This window comes from Stenotrophomonas aracearum (assembly GCF_031834615.1).
Lineage (GTDB): Bacteria > Pseudomonadota > Gammaproteobacteria > Xanthomonadales > Xanthomonadaceae > Stenotrophomonas > Stenotrophomonas aracearum.
Genome location: NZ_CP115543.1, coordinates 3,807,161 through 3,830,267, shown reverse-complemented (window position 1 = coordinate 3,830,267; position 23,107 = coordinate 3,807,161). Strand labels below are relative to the sequence as shown.

The 23,107-nt window shown below is 67.7% G+C and carries 10 protein-coding genes; 9 read left to right on the top strand and 1 reads right to left on the bottom strand.

Annotated features, from left to right (window positions below; all coding sequences use genetic code 11):
- Window positions 1-503 precede the first annotated feature (503 nt).
- The 5 genes from rhlB to ung all read left to right on the top strand — a co-directional run bounded on the left by rhlB (window position 504) and on the right by ung (window position 5,505).
- A complete protein-coding gene (gene rhlB, locus PDM28_RS17250; protein ID WP_102946051.1) occupies window positions 504-2,204 on the top strand; it encodes an ATP-dependent RNA helicase RhlB in 1,701 nt (566 codons plus the stop codon).
- 80 nt (window positions 2,205-2,284) lie between these two features.
- Window positions 2,285-2,971, top strand: a complete 687-nt coding sequence (ftsE, locus tag PDM28_RS17245; protein ID WP_311182986.1) for a cell division ATP-binding protein FtsE — start codon at window positions 2,285-2,287, stop codon at window positions 2,969-2,971.
- Window positions 2,968-3,918 carry a permease-like cell division protein FtsX gene (ftsX, locus tag PDM28_RS17240; protein ID WP_311182985.1) on the top strand — a complete coding sequence of 317 codons (951 nt, stop codon included), beginning with the start codon at window positions 2,968-2,970 and terminating at the stop codon, window positions 3,916-3,918. The genes ftsE and ftsX overlap by 4 nt, the downstream gene beginning before the upstream one ends.
- Before the next feature lie 13 nt (window positions 3,919-3,931).
- A complete protein-coding gene (locus PDM28_RS17235) occupies window positions 3,932-4,774 on the top strand; it encodes a response regulator (RefSeq protein WP_070207343.1) in 843 nt (280 codons plus the stop codon).
- Window positions 4,771-5,505: a uracil-DNA glycosylase gene (ung, locus tag PDM28_RS17230; protein WP_311182984.1), complete on the top strand. Its 735-nt coding sequence runs from the start codon at window positions 4,771-4,773 to the stop codon at window positions 5,503-5,505. Before PDM28_RS17235 ends, ung begins: the two co-directional genes overlap by 4 nt.
- On the opposite strand, the gene PDM28_RS17225 is transcribed toward ung, so the two are convergent.
- On the bottom strand, window positions 5,483-5,845 hold the full coding sequence (locus tag PDM28_RS17225) for a helix-turn-helix domain-containing protein (protein ID WP_311182983.1): 363 nt from the start codon (window positions 5,843-5,845) through the stop codon (window positions 5,483-5,485). The two genes, ung and PDM28_RS17225, sit on opposite strands and share 23 nt — an antisense overlap.
- A gap of 520 nt (window positions 5,846-6,365) precedes the next feature.
- On the opposite strand from PDM28_RS17225, the gene PDM28_RS17220 reads away from it, so the two are divergent.
- From PDM28_RS17220 to rpoH, 4 genes are all read left to right on the top strand, one after another.
- The gene (locus tag PDM28_RS17220) at window positions 6,366-8,351 is read left to right on the top strand and encodes a hypothetical protein (protein WP_311182982.1); all 1,986 of its coding nucleotides are present in this window, start codon (window positions 6,366-6,368) and stop codon (window positions 8,349-8,351) included.
- A 101-nt stretch (window positions 8,352-8,452) separates the two neighbouring features.
- A complete protein-coding gene (locus PDM28_RS17215; RefSeq protein WP_311182981.1) occupies window positions 8,453-18,286 on the top strand; it encodes an Ig-like domain-containing protein in 9,834 nt (3,277 codons plus the stop codon).
- A gap of 10 nt (window positions 18,287-18,296) precedes the next feature.
- Window positions 18,297-21,953 (top strand): hypothetical protein, encoded by a 3,657-nt coding sequence (locus PDM28_RS17210; protein ID WP_311182980.1) that lies wholly within the window; start codon window positions 18,297-18,299, stop codon window positions 21,951-21,953.
- Window positions 21,954-22,179: 226 nt separating this feature from the next.
- The gene (rpoH, locus tag PDM28_RS17205) at window positions 22,180-23,055 is read left to right on the top strand and encodes an RNA polymerase sigma factor RpoH (RefSeq protein ID WP_102946043.1); all 876 of its coding nucleotides are present in this window, start codon (window positions 22,180-22,182) and stop codon (window positions 23,053-23,055) included.
- The last annotated feature ends 52 nt before the right edge of the window (window positions 23,056-23,107 follow it).

Sequence of the window (23,107 nt, the reverse complement as noted above, 5' to 3'; positions counted from 1 at the left end):
GCTGCCTCGTTCCCCCTGGGGTCGCCGGCGGTGCGCCCGATGGATGCCTGGACGCTCACGGCCGGCAGTGTACCCCTATCGTCGCGGGGTGGCAGGTGCCGGTTGGAAAGATTTGTCCTGTGACAGTCGTCGCGCTTTGCCGGGGTTGGCTCTAGCTATGTGGGGGGTGGGTTTGGCGGTTCCAGCCTGGTGGAGGCCGGCGTTCAACTGGGGGTTGGGGGAATGAAGAGGCCGGCTTCGGGGGATTTCCGTGGGACACGCGTGGCGTGTCGCTACGCGGGATGGACGCCCGACGACAGGTTTGATTTCGTCGCAATGGGCTGTGCGACGGGGTGGGCCGGTATCCGGGCGGGTTTGCGCTAAACTGGGTCATTGTGCGGTGCCCCGGGACCCGGTTGGGTCCGGCCTCCGCCTTCCCCGGCGCAGGGCCCGCAGTGGCGACGGTGCCCCCCAAGATTGCAAGCCACCCGCTCTTCGTCGGCTGGCCTTACCAAGACGGACTCATGAGCGACAAACCGCTGACCGATTTGACATTCTCCTCCTTCGAGCTGCATCCGGCCCTGCAGGCTGGCCTTGAAGGCGCTGGTTTCACCCGCTGCACCCCGATCCAGGCGCTGACCCTTCCGGTGGCATTGCCCGGCGGCGACGTCGCCGGCCAGGCACAGACCGGCACGGGCAAGACCCTGGCGTTCCTGGTGGCGGTGGTGAACCGCCTGCTGACCCGCCCGGCGCTGGCCGACCGCAAGCCGGAAGATCCGCGCGCGCTGATCCTGGCGCCGACCCGTGAACTGGCCATCCAGATCCACAAGGACGCGGTGAAGTTCGGTTCGGAGCTGGGCCTGCGCTTCGCGCTGGTCTACGGCGGCGTGGATTACGACAAGCAGCGCGAACTGCTGCAGCAGGGCGTGGACGTCATCATCGCCACCCCGGGCCGCCTGATCGATTACGTCAAGCAGCACAAGGTGGTTTCGCTGCACGCCTGCGAGATCTGCGTGCTCGATGAAGCCGACCGCATGTTCGACCTGGGCTTCATCAAGGACATCCGCTTCCTGCTGCGCCGCATGCCGGAGCGCACCACGCGCCAGACCCTGCTGTTCAGCGCCACGCTCAGCCACCGCGTGCTGGAGCTGGCCTATGAGCACATGAACGAGCCGCAGAAGCTGGTGGTGGAAAGCGAGTCGATCACCGCCGCACGGGTGCGCCAGCGCATCTACTTCCCGGCCGACGAAGAGAAGATCCCGCTGCTGCTGGGCCTGCTGTCGCGCAGCGAAGGCGCGCGCACCATGGTGTTCGTCAACACCAAGGTGTTCGTCGAGCGCGTGGCGCGTTCGCTGGAGAAGGCCGGCTACCGCGTCGGCGTGCTGTCCGGCGACGTGCCGCAGAAGAAGCGCGAGAGCCTGCTCAACCGCTTCCAGAAGGGCCAGCTGGAAATCCTGGTGGCCACCGACGTGGCCGCGCGCGGCCTGCACATCGACGGCATCAAGTACGTCTACAACTACGACCTGCCGTTCGACGCCGAAGACTACGTGCACCGCATCGGCCGTACCGCCCGCCTGGGCGAGGAAGGCGATGCGATCAGCTTCGCGTGCGAGCGCTACGCGATGGGCCTGCCGGACATCGAGGCCTACATCGAGCAGAAGATCCCGGTCGAAGCGGTCACCAGCGAACTGCTGACCGCGCTGCCGCGCCCCGAGCGCGCGCCGCTGCCGGAAGGCGAGGCCGACGACAACGAGAGCGTGGGCCAGATCTTCCGCGAGGCGCGCGAAGCGCGTGCCGCCGAAGAACAGCGCCGTGGCGGCGGCAGCAGCCGCGGTGGCAAGCCCTCCGGTGGCCGTGGCGAACGCCGTGGCCCGGGCGAGCGCAGCAGCGATGGCAAGCCGCGCCGTGAGCGCAAGCCGCGCGTGGAAGGCGAGCAGCCGGCCACCGAAGGCGCGCCGAAGCCGCAGCAGCCGGCGCAGGCCGGTGCCCCCTCCGCCGCCAACAGCCCGGCAGTGGAAGGCGAGCGCGCACCGCGCAAGCGCCGTCGTCGTCGCCACGGCCGTCCGGTCGAAGGCGCAACCGCCGAAGGCGGCGCTGGCCAGCCGGTGACGCCGGTGCAGGTCACCGCCAGGTCGATGCGCAACCCGGCACCGGCTGCGGACCCGGGCGCTTCGTTCCTGACCCGCATCGGCCGCAAGATCCGCCGCATGCTCTCGGGCAGCTGACCGATCAACGGTGGTGCCCAACGGTTGGACGGGCGCCACCGCATCCCCACGCCGTCGCCTCGCTCCTGCATAATCGGGGAATGAGCGTCCTGCGTTTTGACAATGTCAGCAAACACTATGCGGGCGGCCACCAGGCACTGGTGGACGTCAGCTTCGAAGTTGCGCCCGGCGAAATGCTGTTCGTTACCGGGCACTCCGGTGCCGGCAAGAGCACGCTGCTCAAGTTGATCCATCTCGACGAGCGGCCCAGCCGTGGCGCGGTGGTGTTCGACGAACGCAACCTGCTCAAGGTGCGCGGCGGCGACATCCCGCATCACCGTCGTGCGGTCGGCGCGGTCTACCAGGACCACCGCCTGCTGATGGACCGCAGCATCGCCGAGAACGTCGCGCTGCCGCTGATCCTGCGCGGTACCCGGCGCGGCGACATCGGCAAGCGGGTGCGCTCGGTGCTCGAACGCATGGGACTGGGACACCGCGAAAAAGCGCTGCCTTCGCAGATCTCGGCCGGTGAGCAGCAGCGCGTCGGCATCGCCCGTGCGATCGTCGGCGAACCCAAGCTGCTGGTCGCCGACGAACCCACCGGCAACCTCGACCCGACCCTGGCTGCGGAAATCATGGCGCTGTTTGCCGAACTGCCTGCGCGCGGCACCAGCGTGCTGGTGGTCAGCCACGACCTGGCGCTGCTGCGCGCCATGCGCAAGCGCGTGCTGATCCTGGACCACGGCAAACTGATCGACGACATCTCGCCGCAGGACCTGGCCGAATGAGTACCGCCACCAACAAGGAAGCCGCCGCGCCGTCGCGGCTGGGCGTGTGGCTGCACCACCACGGCCACAGCGTGGTGTTCAGCCTGGGCCGCGCCTGGCGCAAGCCGTGGGCGACCCTGCTGACCATCATGGTGATGGCCCTCGCGCTGGCCTTGCCGCTGGGCCTGTCGATCGCGCTGGACAACCTCAAGCATTTTGCCGGCAGCGTGCAGCAGTCGCGCGACATCAACCTGTTCCTGAAAACCGACGTGGACGCCGCCGCCGCGAAGCAGGTGGCCGACACCCTGCGCGGCCGTGCCGACGTGGCCGGCGTGACCCTGCGTTCGCCGGACGAAGGCCTGGCCGAACTGCGCGACAGCGCGGGCCTGGGCGAGGCGATCGATGCACTGCACGACAATCCGCTGCCGTCGCTGCTGATCATCACCCCGGCCAACGGCACCGACGACGCGCGCCTGGCGCAGTCGCTGGAAGGCCTGCCGCAGGCCGACCTGGTGCAGCACGACGCGCTGTGGCGCAAGCGCCTGGACGCCTGGCTGGGCTTCGGCACGCGCCTGGTGCAGGTGCTGTCGGTGCTGCTGGGCCTCGGTGCGGCGCTGGTGGTCGGCAACACGGTCCGCCTGGACATCCAGGCACGCCGCGATGAGATCGGCGTGCTGCAGCTGCTGGGCGCCAGCGACGGCTTCATCCGCCGCCCGTTCCTGTACCTGGGCGCGTGGTATGGCCTGGGCGCCGGCGCGCTGGCGCTGGCACTGGTCGGCGGAGCCGGCCTGGCCCTGCGCCCGCCGCTGGCCGCGTTGTCGCAAAGTTATGCCAGCCCGTTCGTGCTGCACGGGCTGGACCTGCTGCATTCCTCGCTCGTGCTGGTCGGCACCGTAGTGCTGGGCTGGCTGGGCGCGTGGCTGGTGACGGGACACTTCCTGCGCCAGACCCGTCCGACCGAAACCTGAAGGCCCATCCTGCATGCGTCCGCAAGTATTGAAGCACCTGGTCGATGACGCGCCGCGCGTCATGGTGGTCGATGGTTCCAAGCTGGTCCGCAAGCTCATCGCCGACGTGCTGCAGCGCGAACTGCCGGCCGTGGAAGTGGTGGGCTGCGCCAGCATCGAAGACGCGCGCATGGCGCTGGAGGCCGGTCCGGTCAACCTGGTCACCACCTCGCTCACGCTCAGCGACGGCGACGGCCTGGCGCTGGCGCGGCTGGTCCGCGAAACCGCCGGCCAGGCCTATGTGCCGGTGATCGTGGTCTCCGGCGACGCCCAGCAGCACCTGGAGCAGCGCCGCTTCACCGACTACGTCACCGACTATTTCGACAAGGCGCTGGGGCATGAGGCGCTGGCGACCTTCATCCGCGGCTATGTGCAGCCGGAAACCATTCCCGGCGCCACCATCCTGTATGTGGAAGACAGCCGCGTGGTCGCCGAGGCGACCAAGCGCATGCTCGAGCGCCAGAGCCTCAACGTGCTGCACGTGATGACCGCCGAAGAGGCCTTCGCGCTGCTGACCGCCGAATCGCTGGGCCGCAGCAGCCACCGCATCGACCTGGTGCTGACCGACGTGACCCTCAAGGGCGAGCTCAGTGGCCTGGATGTGGTCGAGCGCGTGCGCGTGGACTTCGGTTACGGCAAGCGCCGCCTGCCGGTGCTGGTGATGACCGGCGACGGCAATCCGCTGAACCAGTCCAGCCTGCTGCAGGCCGGGGCCAACGACCTGGTGCAGAAGCCGATCGAAGAGCGGCTGCTGGTGACCAAGGTGCTGTTCCAGCTGCGCCTGGCCCGCCTCAACGAAAAACCGATGGTGCGATGAACGACGACGTACAGGCGGGCATCCAGCTCGAACCCAGCTGGAAGGCCCGTATCGGCGATTACCTGCTGCGCCCGGAGATGCGTGAGCTTGCGGCCTACCTGCGCCAACGCAAGGCGGCCGGGACGCATGTATTCCCGCCAGGCCCGCAGATCTTCGCCGCCTTCGACGCCACCCCGTTCGAGCAGGTCAAGGTGGTCATCCTCGGCCAGGACCCGTACCACGGGGCAGGGCAGGCGCATGGCCTGAGCTTCTCGGTGATGCCCGGCGTACCGGTGCCGCCGTCGCTGCTGAACATGTACAAGGAGCTGGAATCGGACCTGGGCCTGCCGCGTCCGGACCATGGCTGCCTGTTGCCGTGGGCGCAGCGCGGCGTGCTGCTGCTCAACGCGGTGCTGACCGTGGAAGAAGGGCAGGCCGGTGCGCACCAGAAGCGTGGCTGGGAAGGATTCACCGACCACGTGGTGGAGACCCTCAACCGCGAGCGCGAGGGGCTGGTGTTCCTGCTCTGGGGCAGCTACGCGCAACAGAAGGGCAAGGTCATCGACACCGCCCGCCATCGCGTGCTCAAGGCGCCGCACCCGTCGCCGCTGTCGGCGCACCGCGGCTTCCTGGGCTGCGGGCATTTTTCCGCAGCCAACGAGTACCTGGAGCGACGCGGCCTGGGCCGCGTCGACTGGTCGTTGCCGCCACGGGCGGCGCTGGACCTGGCTATACCCCCAGCATCTCGATGATGGCGTGCGCCATCCGGCGCTTGCGCGGCGGCAGGCGCCGCACCAGCGACAGGATGTTGCCTTCCAGGTCGTTCTGCACGTAATCCGCATTCGGCTGCACGGTGCCGTGCAGGCCGTCACCGTCGGGTTTGGCACATCCCCTTCCGGTTGCCAGCCACTCGAACCGTACGCGGGTGACCACGGCAATCTGTGCCAGATGCGTCACGCTGGGGGTAGTGCCCTCCTTTCGCTCCCACTGCGCGACCGCACTGCGTTTTACACCGGTTTCCAGGGCCAGCTGCGTCTGTGAAAGCCCTGCAGTGGTCCGTGCTGCTCGAATTCGATCCGACATCGACAGCATTGAAATCTCTCCCTTGCGTGTCCTTTCTGCGATGGGTAGTTATCGATACTAACCGGGCAGCGATTCTTTTTTCCGAATGTACAGAATCGCTGTCCGTGTCTGCCGCTCAAGGGTTTCCCATCTTTTCTCCCGTGAACGTCAGTACTGCTAACTGCGGTCTTCACAAAACCTTGTTTGCGTCAATCCGTTCGCCGACGTAATTAATTGTGAAACCGGCCACACATCGCCGGCAATTCAAAAAACGTCGAAAAAAGCAGGTCTGCATGGATCCCATGGTTGGTTCGCCAACCGTGCGGGAGCAATGCAGCTCGGCGCAGGGGGACGGAAAATGGATAATGTTTCAGGCGTGAATATTGTGTCAGGACGATTCAGGTTTGCGAAATTCGGCCTGCTGTTTGTGATGTTCCTCTCATTATTCGGCGGAGTTTCCTCCGTGAAGGCGCAGGATGCGTGCACGGCCAACGGCGCCTGCGTTTCGGCCGGCCCGCGGCTGGTCCAGGTAAGCAGCGCGGAGAGCCCCGTGCTGAATCTGCTGTTTTCCACGCTGCTGCCTGGTACGAATATCAATCTAACAGCGCTCGACTGGAACAGCCTGGCCGCTGCCGATGTAAATCTGAATGCGTTACTTACCCAACTTAATGGGGGAGTTGTCGTAAGTGACCCAAGTCAGGTGCTCAATGCGAACATCACCCTGGCCCAGCTGCAGGCCGCGCTGGTCTCGGTGCTGCAGGCCGACGGCCAGACCGCTGCCGCCAATGCGCTGAACCTGCTCACCCCCTCCATCGGTGGCCTCACCGGCAATATCCGCCTCGCCGACCTGCTGCAGGTGAGCCTGCCGCCCGGATCGCTGGCCAACGTCAACCTGGACGTGCTCGACCTCATCACCGGCGGCGTGCAGCTGTACAACTTCCGCAACGTGGTGACCACGCCCACGCCGGTGACCCTGACTACCGCGCAGCTTGCCCCGCTCGGACTCGGTGGCCTCGCCAACGTCCGCATCTGGGCACAGGTGGTGGAACCGCCCACCTACAACTGCGGCCCGGTCGGCACCGGCTTCCACAGCGCCGCGATCCGCCTGAAGCTCGACTTCGACGTCGCCCAGGGCCTGACCCTCGCGCCGCTCGTGTCCGCGCTCAACGGGCTCAACATCGGCGGCCTGGTCTCGCTGGCCGGCACCAACATCACCGCCTCGCTGTTGCACCTTTCGGTGTATGCCGACATCGCACGTGCCGAAGGCACCATCAACGCCGTCAACCTGGCCAGCAACGCCGTCACCCTGCAGGCGCGCCCGGGCCTGGTCAACCTGTACATCGGCACCATCGCCGACGCGGTGTTCTTCAACCGTACCGCCGTACTGACCCCGGCCAGCGTCACCCCGATCACCGCAACGTCGCTGGCGGTGACGGTGGGCGTCAACCTGCTTGCTGGCCTGAGGGTGGCCGATGTGGACATACCGCTTGCCGTGTCGCTGCGCGCGGTCGCCACCGCGACACCGTCAACGCAGTCCGTGGTGTTCACCGGGCCATTCAAACAGACCCGCACGCTCACAAGCGGGACCGTAAGCGCCACTGCGCTGGTCACCTCCCTGGTCAACTCTTTGGAACTGCAGATCACCAGCGGTACGCCGGTGGTGCGCCTGGTCAACAACCTGATCGTGCTGCCACTGCCGGTAGGCAACATCGTGAACGCCGTCGTGGGCAGCCTGCTGCAGACCCTGCGTCCGGTGGTTACTGCCGTGGTTGCGCCGGTGCTGTCGGCGGTGTTGGGGGGCGTGGTCGACAACCTGCTGGGCCTGCTCGGCATCCGCATCGGCCAAGCCGTGTTTACCGTGGAAAGCATCTCGCAGAGTTGCGCGGCCACCGTGCAGCTGGTCAAGACACTTGCGCCTACCACCGACACCGGGGTGTTCAACCTCAGCGTCGCGCAGGGCGCCACCGTCCTGGCCAGCGTTGCCAACGTCGGCAACAACGGTGCGACCACGGCAGTGGTGACCGCACCCGGCACGATCTACACGCTGGCCGAAACCGCCGGTACCGCAACCGTACTGAGTCGCTACGCCAGCACCTGGGAATGCAAGGACCAGGCGGGCACCACGCTGACCAGCGGCACCGGGCAGAACTTCACCTTCACCTCGCCGGCGTTGTCCGCGCAGCCGCTCAACGTTGTCTGCCGGATCACCAACCGCACGCGACAGGCCGATCTCTCGATCACCAAGTCCGATGGCAGCGGAACCTACACGCCAGGCGGTACGGCCAGCTACGTCATCACGGTCAGCAATGCGGGGCCCGATGCGGTAACCGCCGCGCAGGTCGCCGACACCCTCCCGGCCGGGGCCACGTTGAGCGCGCCGTGGACCTGCTCCGCGTCGGCGGGCAGCGCCTGCAGCGCAGCCAGCGGCGGTGCGGCAGGCAGCAACGGAATAAGCCTGGGCGTGGACCTGATCAATGGGGGGACGGCGACGATCACCGTGCCGGTGATCTTCAGCGCGGACCCTGCCGCGTACTAGTCGTCTTCATCCGGCGCGCCGCCGCGGTGGCGCGCCGACAGCAACGTCGCAATGCGTAGCGCGTGGGGAGCCCCCTGCGCGGTGCTATCGAGGATACCTGCATGTCGACCGCCAGCGTTCGCCGCTTCCTTGCCGCACTGCTCATGACCCTGGCTACGGCCAGCGTCCACGCACAGGCGTACCGCAACCCGCTGGTGAACAGCGCCACGGTCACCGCGCCGGCCGACATCTCCGATCCCACTCCGGGCAACAACAGCAGCAGCGACAGCAATACGCTTGCCGCCACCGCGCAACTGAGCGTGATCAAGACCATCACCACGCCTGTGCCGGTCGCCGCTGGCGCGCCGGTCCAATACCGTATCGAAGTACGCAATGCGGGACCGTCCCAGGCGGTGGGCGCGACCCTGTCCGATTCGGTGCCGACGCAACTCACCGGCGTCACCTGGACCTGCGCGCCGGTATCGGCAGCCACCACGTGCAGCGCCGCATCGGGCACCGGCAGCATCAACGTCGGTGTCAACGTCGGCGTAGGGGAGGTCCTGGTGGTGCTGGTCAACGGCGCTGCACCCACCGTGACCCCGGCCACGATCTCGGCCAATGCCGCCACCATCACCGCGCCGCCCGGCACCACCGATCCAACCCCGGGCGACAACACCGGGACCACGCCGACCATTCCGGTGCAGGCCGCCGCCATCGTCGCCAACAACGACGATTACAGCGCCACGCCGGTGGCGCCGGGGGCCGGTGGCACCACGCCGCGCGTGTTCGCCAACGATACTCTGGGCGGTGCCGCATTCGCCGATGCAGCCGTGGTCGCGACGCTGACCACGGCGCCTGCGGGCTACGCGATCAACGCCAACGGCACCATCAGCGTGCCGGCCACGGCCGCCGCCGGCCCGGTCGCGCTCACTTACCAGATCTGCGAGGCCGCCTCGCCGAGCAACTGCGCCAGTGCCAACGTCGCGTTGATCGTCAGCCCCAACGCGGTGGACGACAGCGTTGCCGTCCAGGCCGGCCAGGCCGTCAACGCGGACGTCAGCAGCAACGACAACTCCGTTGCCGGCGCCACCTTCGCGCAGGCCGGCGCCGCCCCCACCCAGGGCAGCGTGGTGTTGCAGTCCACCGGTGCATTCACCTACACCGCCAACGCGGGGGCCGCCGGAACCGATACGTTCGCCTACCAGCTGTGCCTGCCCGCGCCCAATGGCAGCGTGTGCGACACCGCCACGGTCACCGTCAACCTCACCGCCAACGTCATCGACGCCGTCAATGATGACTTCACCACACCGGCGATCCCGGCGGCGTCGGGTGGCACCACCAGCACCAGCGTACTTGCCAACGACACGTTCAACGCCACCCCTGTGTCGTCCGCCAACCTGACCACCACCCTGATCACGGCACCGGCCGGTTACACCCTGGATGCAGCGGGGCTCATCAGCGTGCCGGCCAATGCCGTGGCCGGTCCGGTCAGCCTGGCCTACCGCATCTGCGTGACTGCCGCACCCACGCTGTGCGACACCGCCAGCGTGCAGCTGGTGGTGGCACCGGATGCGGTCGACGACGCCGTCACCACGCCCGGCGCCGGGCAGCCGGTGTCGGGCAACGTCGGCAGCAACGACAACACCCCCGCCGGCTCGGCATTCACCGCCAGCGGTGCTGCGCCGACCAAGGGCAGCGTCACCGTCAATGCGGAGGGTTCCTTCACCTACACGGCCGCTGCCGGTGCCACCGGAACCGACACGTTTGGCTACCAAGTGTGCCTGCCGAGTCCCGCCGGGGTCTGCGACACCGCGCTCGTAACGGTGACCTTGGGCGCGAATGCGCTGATGGCCAACGATGACCTGTTCCCGACGCCGGTGTCGGCGCTGACCGGCGGCAGCACGCCCAGCGTGCTTGGCAACGACACGCTCAACGGCGTCGTGGTCACCCCGGGCACCGTCACCGCCACCCTGCAGGGCGGCGTGGCCGGGTACACGCTGGATGCGTCCACCGGTGTGATCACGGTGGCGGCTGGCGTGCCCGCCGGTGCCACCGCGCTCAGCTACCAGCTGTGCGAAAACGCGGTGCCGGCCAACTGCAGCACCGCCAATGTGCAGGTGCTGGTCAGCCCGCCGGCGCAACCGGACACGTTCAATGTGCAGTCCGGGCAGGCGGTCAACGGCAACGTGGGCACCAACGATGCGCCGCCGACCGGCGCGGTGTTCGCCGCGCTCACCCAGCCGACCGTGGGCACGCTGGTGTTCAACGACGACGGCACCTTTACCTACACCTCGCCTGCTGGCAGCACCGGCAGCAACAGCTTCACCTACCAGGTCTGCCTGCCTGCGCCGAACTCGGCGGTATGCGCATCCACCACCGCCACGCTGGTGATTGCGGCCAACACGGTCGACGCGGTGGACGACCCGTTCAGCACCCCGGCGATCTCGCCGGTTACCGGCGGCAGCACGCCATCGGTGCTGGGCAATGACCTGTACAACGGCGCGCCTGCCGCCGCCGCCCAGGTTACGCTGAGCCTGGTCAATGCACCGCCGCCGGGCTACACGATTACCAGTGCCGGCGTGATCAACGTACCTGCTGGTGCCGCTGCAGGCGCGGTCAGTCTCACCTATGAGCTGTGCGAAGCGGGTACCACCAGCAACTGCGACACGGCGCAGGTGGCATTGCTGATCGCGCCCGCGGCCGCCAATGACACCTACACCACCCCGGCCGGCCAGCCGCTGCCGGGCGATGTCAGCCTCAACGACAACGCGCCTGCCGGTTCCACCTACAGCGTGCTGACGCCCCCGGCGGCGGGCAGCTTCGTGCTGCAGGCCGATGGCACCTTCGTCTACACCCCGGCCGGCGCCGGTGCGCAGACGCTGCAGTACCAGGTCTGCCTGCCCGCACCTGACGCTGGCACCTGCGCTACCGGCACGGTGAACATCACCGTCATTGCCAACACCCTGGATGCGCTGGACGACAACTTCCGTACACCGGCCTTCGCGCCGGGCGTCGGTGGAAGTACGCCCAGCGTGTTGGGCAACGACACCTTCAACGGTGCAGCGGCCAATCCGCTGCAGGTCACCGTGAACCTGGTCGGCGCGCCGACGGGCTTCAGCATGGATGCGGCCGGTGTGATCAACGTGGCCAGCTTCGCCCCGGCCGGCGCTACTACGCTCACCTACCAGCTGTGCGAACTGGGCTCCACCACCAACTGCGACACCGCTGCGGTGCAGGTGCTGATCGCGCCGGATGCGCTGGACGACAGCGTCGCGGTCACCGGCACGCAGCCGGGCAGCTTCAACCTGGCCGCCAACGACAACGTGCCAGCCGGCGCCACCTTCACCGTGACTCTGGCCCCGACCAAGGGCACCGGCGTGCTCGCGGCCGACGGCACCCTGCAGTACACCGCGACTGCCGGCCAGAGTGGGGCGGACACGCTCACCTACCAGGTCTGCCTGCCGTCGCCGGATGGCGCTGTCTGCGACAGCGCGCAGGTGGCGATCAGCATCGCCGCCGCCGCACTGGTCGCGGTCAACGACGATTACAGCGCCAGCCCGATACCGCCCGCCGGTGGAAGCACGCCCAGCGTGCTGCTCAACGACACCTTCAACGGTGCAGCGATCGTCCCGGGCACCACGCCGGTGACCGCATCGCTGACCACGCTGGTGTCGGGTTACAGCATGGCCGCCAACGGCGTGGTCTCGGTGGCTGCCGGCACCCCGCCGGGCTCGGTCGCGCTGAACTACCAGGTCTGCGAAACCGCGTTGCCCGGCAACTGTGCCGCCGCAACCGCGGTGGTGGTGATGAGCCCGGACGCGGTCAACGACGTGCTGCCGGCCACCGCCGGGGCCACCACCGTGCTCAACGTGCTGGCCAATGACCTTGCGCCGGTGTCGCCGGTGGTCACGATCACCGTGGTCCCGGTCGGCGGCAATGCCGTGGTGAACGCCGATGGCAGCCTCAGCTACACCCCCACCGGCCCGTTCGTGGGCCCGGACTCCCTGACCTACCAGCTGTGCCTGCCGGCGCCACATGGCACGGTCTGCGATACCGCCACCGTGGCGATCACGGTCACCGCGACCACGCTCACCGCCGCCAACGACAACTACACCGCCACCCCGATCGCGCCGGCGGCCGGTGGCAGTACCGCCAGCGTGCTGCTCAACGACACGTTCAACGGTGCGGCCATCGTGCCGGGCACCACGCCGGTCACCGCCACGCTGCTCAATGCGGTGCCCGGCTACACCATGGCCCCCACCGGGGTAATCACCGTGGCGGCCGGGACCACGCCTGCAGCGGTGACCCTGGGTTACCAGGTCTGCGAAACCGCTTTGCCGACCAACTGTGCTGCTGCGACGGCGGTGGTCGCGGTCAGCCCGGATGCAGTCGATGACGCGCTGCCGGCCACCGCTGGCACCAGCACCGTGCTCAACGTGCTGGCCAATGACGCGGCACCGCTCAATCCGGTGGTGAGCATTGTCGGCGCACCGGCCAACGGCACCGCCGTGGCCAATGGCGACGGCAGCATCGGCTACACCCCGAACGGTGCCTACACCGGTGCGGACTCCTTTACCTACCAGCTGTGCCTGCCGGTGCCGGGGGCCGGGGTCTGCGACACCGCCACCGTCGCGGTGACCGTCAGCGCCACCACCCTGACCGCCAGCAACGATGACTTCACCGCCACGCCGATCACGCCCGCCACGGGTGGCAGCACCCCCAGCGTGCTGCTCAACGACAGCTTCAGCGGTGCGCCCATCGTGCCCGGCACCACGCCCGTTACTGCAACCCTGTCCACGCCGGTCACCGGCTACAGCATGGCGCCCAACGGTGTGATCACCGTGGCGGCCGGCACCACGCCCGCTGCGGTCACCCTGAACTACCAGGTCTGCGAAAACGCAGTCCCGACCAACTGTGCCGGTGCCACCGCCGTGGTCGCGGTCAGCCCGGATGCAGTGGCCGACGCTTTGCCCGCCACTGCCGGCACCACCACCGTACTGAACGTGCTGGCCAATGACACCGCGCCGGTCAATCCGACGGTGAGCATTGCGGTGGCGCCCACCAACGGGGCCGCTACGGTCAATGGCGACGGAACCGTCAGCTACACGCCCACTGCCGGCTTCACCGGCCCGGACACCTTCACCTATCAGCTCTGCCTGCCAGCGCCCGGCGCGGCGGTGTGCGACACCGCCACGGTCAACGTGACGGTTGGTACCAGCAGCATCACGGCAACCGCCGACGACTTCACCGGTACGCCCGTTGCACCCGCCGCCGGTGGCACCACCGCCAGCGTGCTGCTCAACGACACCTTCAACGGTGCTCCCATCGTGCCCGGCACCACCGCCGTGAGCGCGACCCTGCTCACCCCGGTGACCGGCTACAGCATGGACGCCAACGGCGTGATCACCGTCGCGCCCGGCACCGTACCCGCTGCAGTCACGCTGAACTACCAGGTCTGCGAGAACGCGGTGCCCACCAACTGTGCCGGGTCCAGCGTGGTCGTTGCGGTCAGTCCCGATGCAGCCGACGATGCCTTGCCGGCCACCGCCGGTACCACGACGTTGTTCAACGTACTGGCCAACGACACCGTGCCGACCAATCCGACCGTCACCGTCAGCGTGGCGCCTGGCAACGGCAGTGCCGTGGCCAACCCCGACGGCACGATCAGCTACACCCCCACGCCGGGCTACACCGGTCCGGACACGCTCACCTACCAGGTCTGCCTGCCGGCGCCGGGTGCCGCAGTGTGCGATACCGCCACGCTGACCATCACCGTCAGCGCCACCACGCTGGCCGCCACCGCCGACGACTTCACCGCCGCGCCGATTGCGCCGGCCAGCGGTGGCAGCACCGCCAGCGTCCTGCTCAACGACACCTTCAACGGTGCGCCGATCGTGCCGGGCACCACGCCGGTGGCGGCGTCCCTGGTCACGCCGGTCGCGGGCTACAGCATCGCCCCCGATGGTGTGGTCACGGTTGCAGCCGGTACTTCCCCGGCCGCAACCACGCTCAACTACCAGGTCTGCGAAGTCGCGGTGCCGACCAACTGCGCGCAGTCCACCGCGGTGGTTGCGGTCAGCCCGGTGGTCGTCGATGACACGCTGAACGCCGCGGCCGGTGCCACCACCGTGCTCAGCGTGACCAGCAACGACACCCTGCCGGCCACGCCGACCCTGAGCCTCCCGGTCGCGCCGACCAACGGCACGGCCGTGTTCAACCCCGACGGCACCATCAGCTACACCCCCAACGCCGGCTACACCGGTCCGGACAGCTTCACCTACCAGGCCTGCCTGCCGACGCCTGCCGCCGCTGTGTGCGATACCGCGACCGTGACCCTCACCATTGCGGCCACCAGTGTCGCCGCGACCAACGACGACTTCACCGCTGCCCCGATTGCACCGTCCACGGGCGGCACTACCGCCAGCGTGCTGCTCAACGACACCTTCAACGGTGCACCGATCGTGCCGGGCACGACGCCGGTGACCGCCACGCTGCTCGCGCCGGTCGCGGGCTACGGCATGGGCGCCGACGGCGTGGTGACGGTTGCGCCGGGTACTACGCCGGCGGCCACCACCCTGGGCTACCAGGTGTGCGAGACCGCCGTGCCGACCAACTGCGCGCAGGCCGCCGCAGTGGTCGCGGTGAGTCCGGTCGCTGCCGATGACACGCTGTCGGCCGGTGCAGGCGCCACCACGGTGCTCAACGTCACCGCCAACGACACGCTGCCGCTCAACCCGGTCATCACCGTTCCGGCGGCACCGACCAACGGCACCGTTGTCGTCAACGGCGACAACACCATCAGCTACACCCCGAATGCCGGTTTCAGCGGCAGCGATACCTTCACCTACCAGGTGTGCCTGCCTGCCCCGGGCGCCAGTGTCTGCGACACGGCGTCGGTCAGCCTGACCGTGACCGCCACGTCGCTGGCCGCCGTGGGCGACGACTTCAGTGGCACGCCCATTGCACCTGCCGCGGGTGGAAACACGCCGAGCGTGCTGCTCAACGATACGTTCAACGGAACGCCCATCGTGCCGGGCACCACGCCGGTGACCGCCACGCTGGTGACGCCGGTTGCGGGCTACAGCATTGCGTCGACAGGCGTGGTCACGGTGGCGCCGGGAACGCCGCCATCCGCGGTCAACCTTGCGTATCAGGTGTGCGAGAACGCCCAGCCCACCAACTGTGCCCAGGCGACTGCGCTGGTCGCGGTGCGGCCCGACGCGGCCGATGACAGTCTGTCCGCCGGCGCTGGCACCACCGTGCTCAACGTGGCCGCCAACGACACGCTGCCCGCCAACCCGGTGATCACGGTCCTGGCCCCGCCGAGCAATGGCGTTGCCCTGGTCAACGGCGACAACACCATCAGCTACACGCCCAATTCGGGCTTTACCGGCAACGACAGTTTCACCTATCAGGCGTGCCTGCCCGCACCCAATCTCAATGTGTGCGATACCGCCTCGGTCGCCGTTGCAGTGACTGCCAGCACCTTGGACGCGGTGGATGACACCCTCACCAACGTGCCGGCCACCGGTACGCTCGGCGTGGTCAACGTCCTCGCCAACGACACCTTCAACGGCGCCGCGCTGGATCCGGCCACGGTGCAGTTGACCCCCGACAACACCACCGCACTGACCATCCAGCCCAACGGCAGCCTGGACGTGGCGGCCGGTACGCCGGGCGTGACCTACACCACGACCTATCGCATCTGCCAGGTGGCGCAACCTGCGGTATGCGACATCGGCACCGTGTCGGTCACCCTGGCCAGCACGCCGGGCCTGCTCGACGCGGTCGATGACACCGTGGCGAACGTACCGGTCACCGGTGCGGCCGGTGTAGCCAATGTGTTGACCAACGACACGTACAACAACGCGGCACTCGATCCGACCACCGTGGTGCTGACCCCGGCCAACACAGCGGCGATCACCATCCAGCCCGATGGCAGCGTGGATGTGGCGGCCGGTACGCCTGGCACCACCTACACCACTACCTACCAGATCTGCCTGGTGACGCAGCCGGCGGTGTGCGATGTCGGCACGGTGTCGGTCACCCTGGCCAATGCGGGTGTGGTGGTGGCGGCAGACGACAACGTGCCCGATGCACCTCCGGGCGGCGGCAGTGGCCTGGGCAACGTGCTGGACAACGACACGCTCGATGGTGCGCCGGTGGATCCCTCCACCGTGGTGCTCACCCCGGTCAACACGCCCGCGCTGACCATCCAGCCCGACGGCAGCGTGACCGTGGCGCCGGGTACCCCGGGCACGACCTACACCACCACCTACCAGATCTGCCTGGTAGCGCAGCCGACCGTGTGCGACACCGGCACGCTGTCGGTGACGTTGGCCGCTGCGCCCAATGCAATGCCGGTGGCCAGCGACGACCAGGCGACCACCCCGCAAGGCGTTGCGGTGGACGTCCCGGTGCTGGCCAACGACGTTACCAATGGCACGCCGATCAATCCGGACGACGTGGTGGTGACCGTCAGCGCCGCGCCCACGATGGGAACGGCCTCGGTTCTTCCGAATGCCCGGTTGCGCTATGTCCCGATGACCAACTTCAGTGGCACGGACAGTTTCACCTACAGCGTCTGCTCGGAAGCCACGCCGGAGAACTGCAGCAGCGCCACGGTGACCGTGCAGACCGGCCCGAATGACGTGGACGTGGTGGATGAGAACATCACCGTGCTCAGCGGTACCACTACCACGGTTCCGTTGCTGGACAACCTGACCACCAGCGGGGCGACCATCAATCCGGCCTCCATGCGCCTGGGTCGTGCCGCGTCCAGCGGCCGTGCCACCTGCGCGAACGGCGACTGCGTCTACACCGCCTTCGTCGGCTACAGCGGGCTGGACAACTTCAGCTACAACATCTGCGACCGTTCGTTGCCCACGCCGGTGTGCGTGGAAGGCTGGGTCAACGTGGTGGTCACCGCCGATACGATCGTGCTGCGGCTGTCCAAGCAGGCCACCCAGCGCAGCGTGCAGGTGGGCGATGTGGTGCGCTACGTGGTCACCGTGGAAAACATGGGCGACGTCGACGCGCTGGGCGCAACCCTGTACGACACCCTGCCGAGCGGCTTCACCTTCATCCCGGGCAGCCTCGAGGTCCAGGACGCCGACAACGCGGCGCGCGCCAGCGGCATTGCGCCGCTGCGCATCGACGGCGTGGACATCCCGGCCGGTGGCAGCGCCACGCTGGTGTATTACCTGCGCGTCGGCGCCGGCGTGGGCGTGGGCATCCACACCAACCGCATCACTGCCAACGACGTGCTGGGGACGACCATCAGCAACGTGGCCTCTGCCGATGTCGAGGTGATCGGCGACCCGCTGCTGGACGAAAGCCTGGTCATTGGCAGCGTGTTCGACGACCGCAACGGCAATGGCGCACAGGACCCCGGCGAACGCGGCATACCCGGCGTGCGCGTCGTGTCGGTCGAGGGCCTGGTGATCGAAACCGATGCCTGGGGCCGCTACCACCTGGTCGGCATCAACGGCGGCCAGGCGCGCGGACGCAACTTCATCCTGAAGGTCGACCCGACCACGCTGCCGGCCGAGGCGCGCTTCACCACGCGCAACCCGCTGGTACGTCGGATCACCCCGGGGCTGCCGGTGCGCTTCGACTTCGGCGTGGCCATGCCGGACGGACAGCTGGGCGAAGGGCCACCGCAACGTCCTCAACAGGTGCTGGAGGTCGGCGAAGCATTGTTCGTTCCCGGCCAGGCAACGCTCGGTGCAGCCGCCGAGGCGGTGCTGGCGCATGCCGCAAGCACGCTTCAGGCCCAAGGCGGTGGACGGGTCAACGTCGCGAAGGGGCAGGCGACACCCGCGCTTGCCGGACAGCGCGCGGAGGCACTGCGAAACGCACTGCTGCCGCGCCTGCCTGCGGACGTCGCCGCGCACGTGCAGGTCCAGGTGCAGCCCGCTGCACCGGATCGCCCCGCCACCCGTGCGGACCGCTGAGGAGATGACCATGACCACCCAGACCTCACTCAGCGCCCTGATGCTCCTGTTGGTCCTCTGGCTGCCGGCAGCCCAGGCCGAAGCCCAGGTCCAGCAGCCCCAGCCCGCTCCCGAGGTGCCCGCCACGCTGTGCGGCGTGGACGGCTGCCGGCAGGGCAACGACCTGCTGCTTCAGCTGCATCCCGCCGTTGGGCCGGACGCGCCGGTCGCCGAGGCGCCCGGCTCGGTCACGGCCTCGTCCACCGAGCTGCCGGACGGCGCGGTGGTGTGGGCCACCGAAGACCCCGCCCTGTCCGCGCCGGTGCTCAACGTGCAGACCGGTTCGATGGCGCCGTTCGAGAACGGCCGGTTGACCAAGCCGCTGCGCTTCCATGGTTACAACAACTATTCGTCGTTCATAGAACGGCTGGAAGTGGTGATCTACCGCGGCAGCGATACCGATCTGGTCACGCCGCTGGCGCGCATCGACATGCCTGTGGACTACGTGGCCAACACCGAGTGGGATGGCCAGCTGCCCGACAACCTCAACCTGCGTGTGGGCGACGACCTGCAGTACATCGCCCGCGCCTACGGCCGCGACGGTTCCTTCGACGAAACCAGCGTGCAGCGTTTCCAGCTGGTGCTGCCCACCGATTACGAGCGCGGCACCCAACTGGTGCGCGACGACGTGCAGCGTTCGCTGGGCCGCGTGCTCAGTGGCGATGACGCGCAGGCGCAGCAGCTCAGCAACGCCATCTACGGTCAGAACGCGCTGCGCCAGCAGAACATCCCGATCTACGGTTCGCGCGTGCGCATCTACGGGCGTGGCCTCAGCCCGAGCGCGCGGGTGATGATCAACGGGCAGAGCTTCCCGGTGGACCTGGAGCAGAAGTTCGCCGCCGAGTTCCTGGAGCCGATCGGCCAGCACCGTTACAGCGTTCAGGTGGAGGCCTTGGACGCGCCGACCCTGACCCGCACCCTGGACGTGGACGTGACCGGCAGCTACCGCTTCCTGGTGGCGCTGGCCGACGTGACGCTGTCCAGCAACACCGCCAGCGGCAACCTCGACCCGCTCGCGGCCGATCGCGACCAGGACGACAGCTTCCTCAGCGAGGGCCGGCTGGCGTTCTACCTGAAGAGCAAGTATCGCGGGAAGTACCTGGTCACCGCACAGGCAGACACCTACGACCAGGAGCTGAAGCGCCTGTTCGACGGCTTCCTGGATGCCGACGCGCGCGATGTGTTCCGCCGCCTCGATCCGGACCAGTACTACCCGGTGTACGGCGACGATTCGACTACTTACCGCGACGTGGACACCCAGGGCCGGTTGTACGTACGCGTGGACTGGGACCAGAACCAGGCGCTGTGGGGCAACTTCGCCACCGGCTTCACCGGCACCGAATATGGGCAGTACGTGCGTTCGCTGTACGGTGCGGCCGTGAGCTGGCGCTCGCGCGCCACCACCCCGCTGGGCGATCCGCGCTCGCTGCTGAAGGCGTTCGGTTCCGAGGCGCAGTCCGCACTGGGCCACAGCGAATTCCTCGGCACCGGCGGGAGCCTTTACTACCTGCGCCATACCGACCTGCTGCCCGGATCGGAGCAGGTGGTGCTGGAAGTACGCGACCGCACCACGGGGCGTACCGAGGTGCGCACCAACCTGACCCGTGGCGTGGATTACGAGATCAACGAGATCCAGGGCCGCCTGTTCCTGACCCGCGCGCTGGCGCAGATCACCCGCGAGAACGTGCGCACGTTGACCCGCGACACCCCGCTGGATGGCTACGACCAGCTGCTGCTGGTGGACTACGAGTACATCCCGCTCGGCTTCAGTACCGACGACGTCAGCGCGGGCGTGCGCGGCAAGCAATGGTTCGGCGATCACGTCGCGCTGGGTGGCACGTACGTCGACGAGAACCGCAGTGGCGACGACTACAGCCTGATGGGCGCCGACCTGACCCTGCAGGCCGGGCGCGGCACCTACCTGAAGCTGGAACAGACCCGCACCGAAGCCACGGCCGCGCCGATCTTCTACTCGGACAACGGCGGCCTGAGCTTCATCCAGCGCAACCCGGTCAGTCCCGACCGCAAGGGCGACGCGCGTGCGGTGGAAGCGCGTGCCAACCTGCGCGAACTGGGCTGGACAGAACAGGACTGGAGCATGGGCGCGTGGTGGCGCGACGTCGATGCGGGGTTCTCGGTCTCGCGCATGGACAGCGGGCTGGCGCTGGAAGAGTACGGGGCGGAGTTCCTTGGCTACTTCACCGACAACCTCAGCCTGTACGGCCGCTACAGCCGTGCCGAGCGGGGCGAGGTGGCGGTGGAGCAGTCGCAGCTGACGCTGGACTGGCGGCTGGGCAACGACGGCCAGCTCGGCGCCGAGTTGCGTCGGGTGCAGGAGGAAAATGCCGGCGTCGATGTGGCCGGTACGCTGGCGGCGTTGAGCTACCGGCAGCGCCTGGGCGCCAAGTGGGAGCTGTACGGGGTAGGGCAGCTGACCGTGGACGACGACGGCGGCGCCTATGAAGACAACAACCTGGCCACGCTGGGCGCGCGCTATCTGTTCGGAAACCGCTCCAGCCTGGGCGCGGAAGTCAGCAGCGGCAGCCGCGGCGAAGGCGCCAAGCTCGAAGGCGAGTACTGGATGACGCCCGAGCACAGCTTCTACGGCAACTACACCTACAGCACCGACCGGACCACCACCGACCCGCTGTACAACGACACCGGGCTGCAGTCGGGCTGGACGCTGGGCCAGCGCTGGCGGCTGAGCAACCAGGTCAACGTGTTCAACGAAAGCCAGTACCTCAAGGACCGCCGTGACGAGAGTGCGGGGCTGGTCAACACCTTCGGCATGGATTTCTATCCGTCGCAGGGCTGGACGCTGGGCTTCAGCGTGATGGATGGCAACCTGGACGCCACCACCGGCCGGGTAGACCGCCGCGCATACAGCGTCAATGGCGGGCGCACCGACGCCAACACGCAGTGGACCAGCAAGCTGGAGTACCGTCGCGACGAAGGTGCCGAAGAGCGCCGCCAGTGGGTCACCACCAACCGGCTGCTGTACAAGGTCAACGAAGACTGGCGCATCGCCCTGCGCGCCAACTATGCCGACACCGACGATGCGCGCAACCCGCTGGCCGACGCGAAACTGGTCGAGTCCAACCTGGGCTTTGCCTGGCGCCCGCACGACAACACGCGCTGGGCGGCGTTCGGCAAGTACACCTATCTGTATGACGTGGCGTCGCTGGGCCAGGAAGGCGGCAACGTGTACGACCAGAAGTCGCAGATCGTGTCGTTTGAAGGGGTGATGCAGCTGACCGACCGCTGGGAGCTGGCGGCCAAGCTGGCCGGTCGCTGGGGCGACTACCGTACCGGGCGTGGCGAGGGCGCGTGGCTGGACAGTCGGGTCAACTTCTCGGCCCTGCAGCTGCGCTACCGGTTGTTCGCGCAGTGGGAGGCGATGGGCGAGTACCGCTGGCTGGACGTGCGCGAGGGGGGTGACAAGCAGGGCTGGCTGGTGGGGGTGGACCGGCAGGTGGGGCAGAACTTCAAGGTTGGAGCCGGGTACAACTTCACGGAGTTCAGTGATGACCTGACCGAGCTGCGGTATGAGAGCAAGGGCTTCTTCCTGAACCTTTCGGGGTATTACTGTGGGTCCAGGGCTGAACCGGTGGCAACGTTTTCAAGCTGAACGGGCAGCGGGACGTGGGATTGTGCGGCCCAAACCACGCCGTGATGACGCATTTGGCCCTATATCGTTGAATACAAAGGAAATGTTGGCGACACCTGACCACTCGCCAGTGTCACCATTTCCCTGTAGGTTAGAGGGGTGATCCGATCCATCGTTTCATCAGTGAGACGCTGGAACTTTTCCACCCCTTAGCAGTCCAATTCCGTGACTGCTAAAATGCCAACCTATGAGCCAGAACATGTCTACTGCCCTTGTGGCAAACAATCTTCCGATTCCCAGTGCGCTCGGTTCGCTGGACGCCTACATCGGCGCCGTGCACCAGATCCCGGTGTTGACGGTCGATGACGAGCAGGACCTGGCCCGCCGCTTCCGCGACGAGCAGGACCTGGACGCCGCGCGCGAGCTGGTCCATTCCCACCTGCGCTTCGTGGTGCACGTGGCCCGTGGCTACAACGGCTACGGCCTTGCACTGGGCGACCTGATCCAGGAAGGCAACATCGGCTTGATGAAGGCGGTGAAGCGCTTCGACCCGGACATGGGCGTTCGCCTGGTGTCGTTCGCCGTGCACTGGATCCGTGCCGAAATGCACGAGTTCATCCTGAAGAACTGGCGCATCGTCAAGGTCGCCACGACCAAGGCGCAGCGCAAGCTGTTCTTCAACCTGCGCAAGTCCAAGACCCGCCTGGGCTGGATGAACGCGGCCGAAGTCACCGCCGTGGCCAAGGACCTCAACGTGTCCGAGCGCGAAGTGCTCGAAATGGAATCGCGCCTGTCCGGCCGCGATATCGGTTTCGACGCGCCGACCGACGAAGACAACGACCACGCGCCGCCGTCGCCGGCCGCGTTCCTGGTCGCCAACGACGAAGACCCGTCGATGGCCTATGAGCGTGCCGACAGCGAAGACAACCAGCTGCAGCTGCTGCGCGAAGGCATGGCCGAGCTCGACGCCCGCTCGCGCGACATCATCCGTCGCCGCTGGCTGGACGCCGACAGCAAGGTCACCCTGCAGGAACTGGCCGACGAGTACGGCGTTTCCGCCGAACGCATCCGCCAGGTGGAAGCGAACGCGCTGAAAAAGATGAAGGCGCTGTTTACTGCCTGATGCAGGTTCAACGCACGAAACAAAAAACCCGGCAATGCCGGGTTTTTTGTTG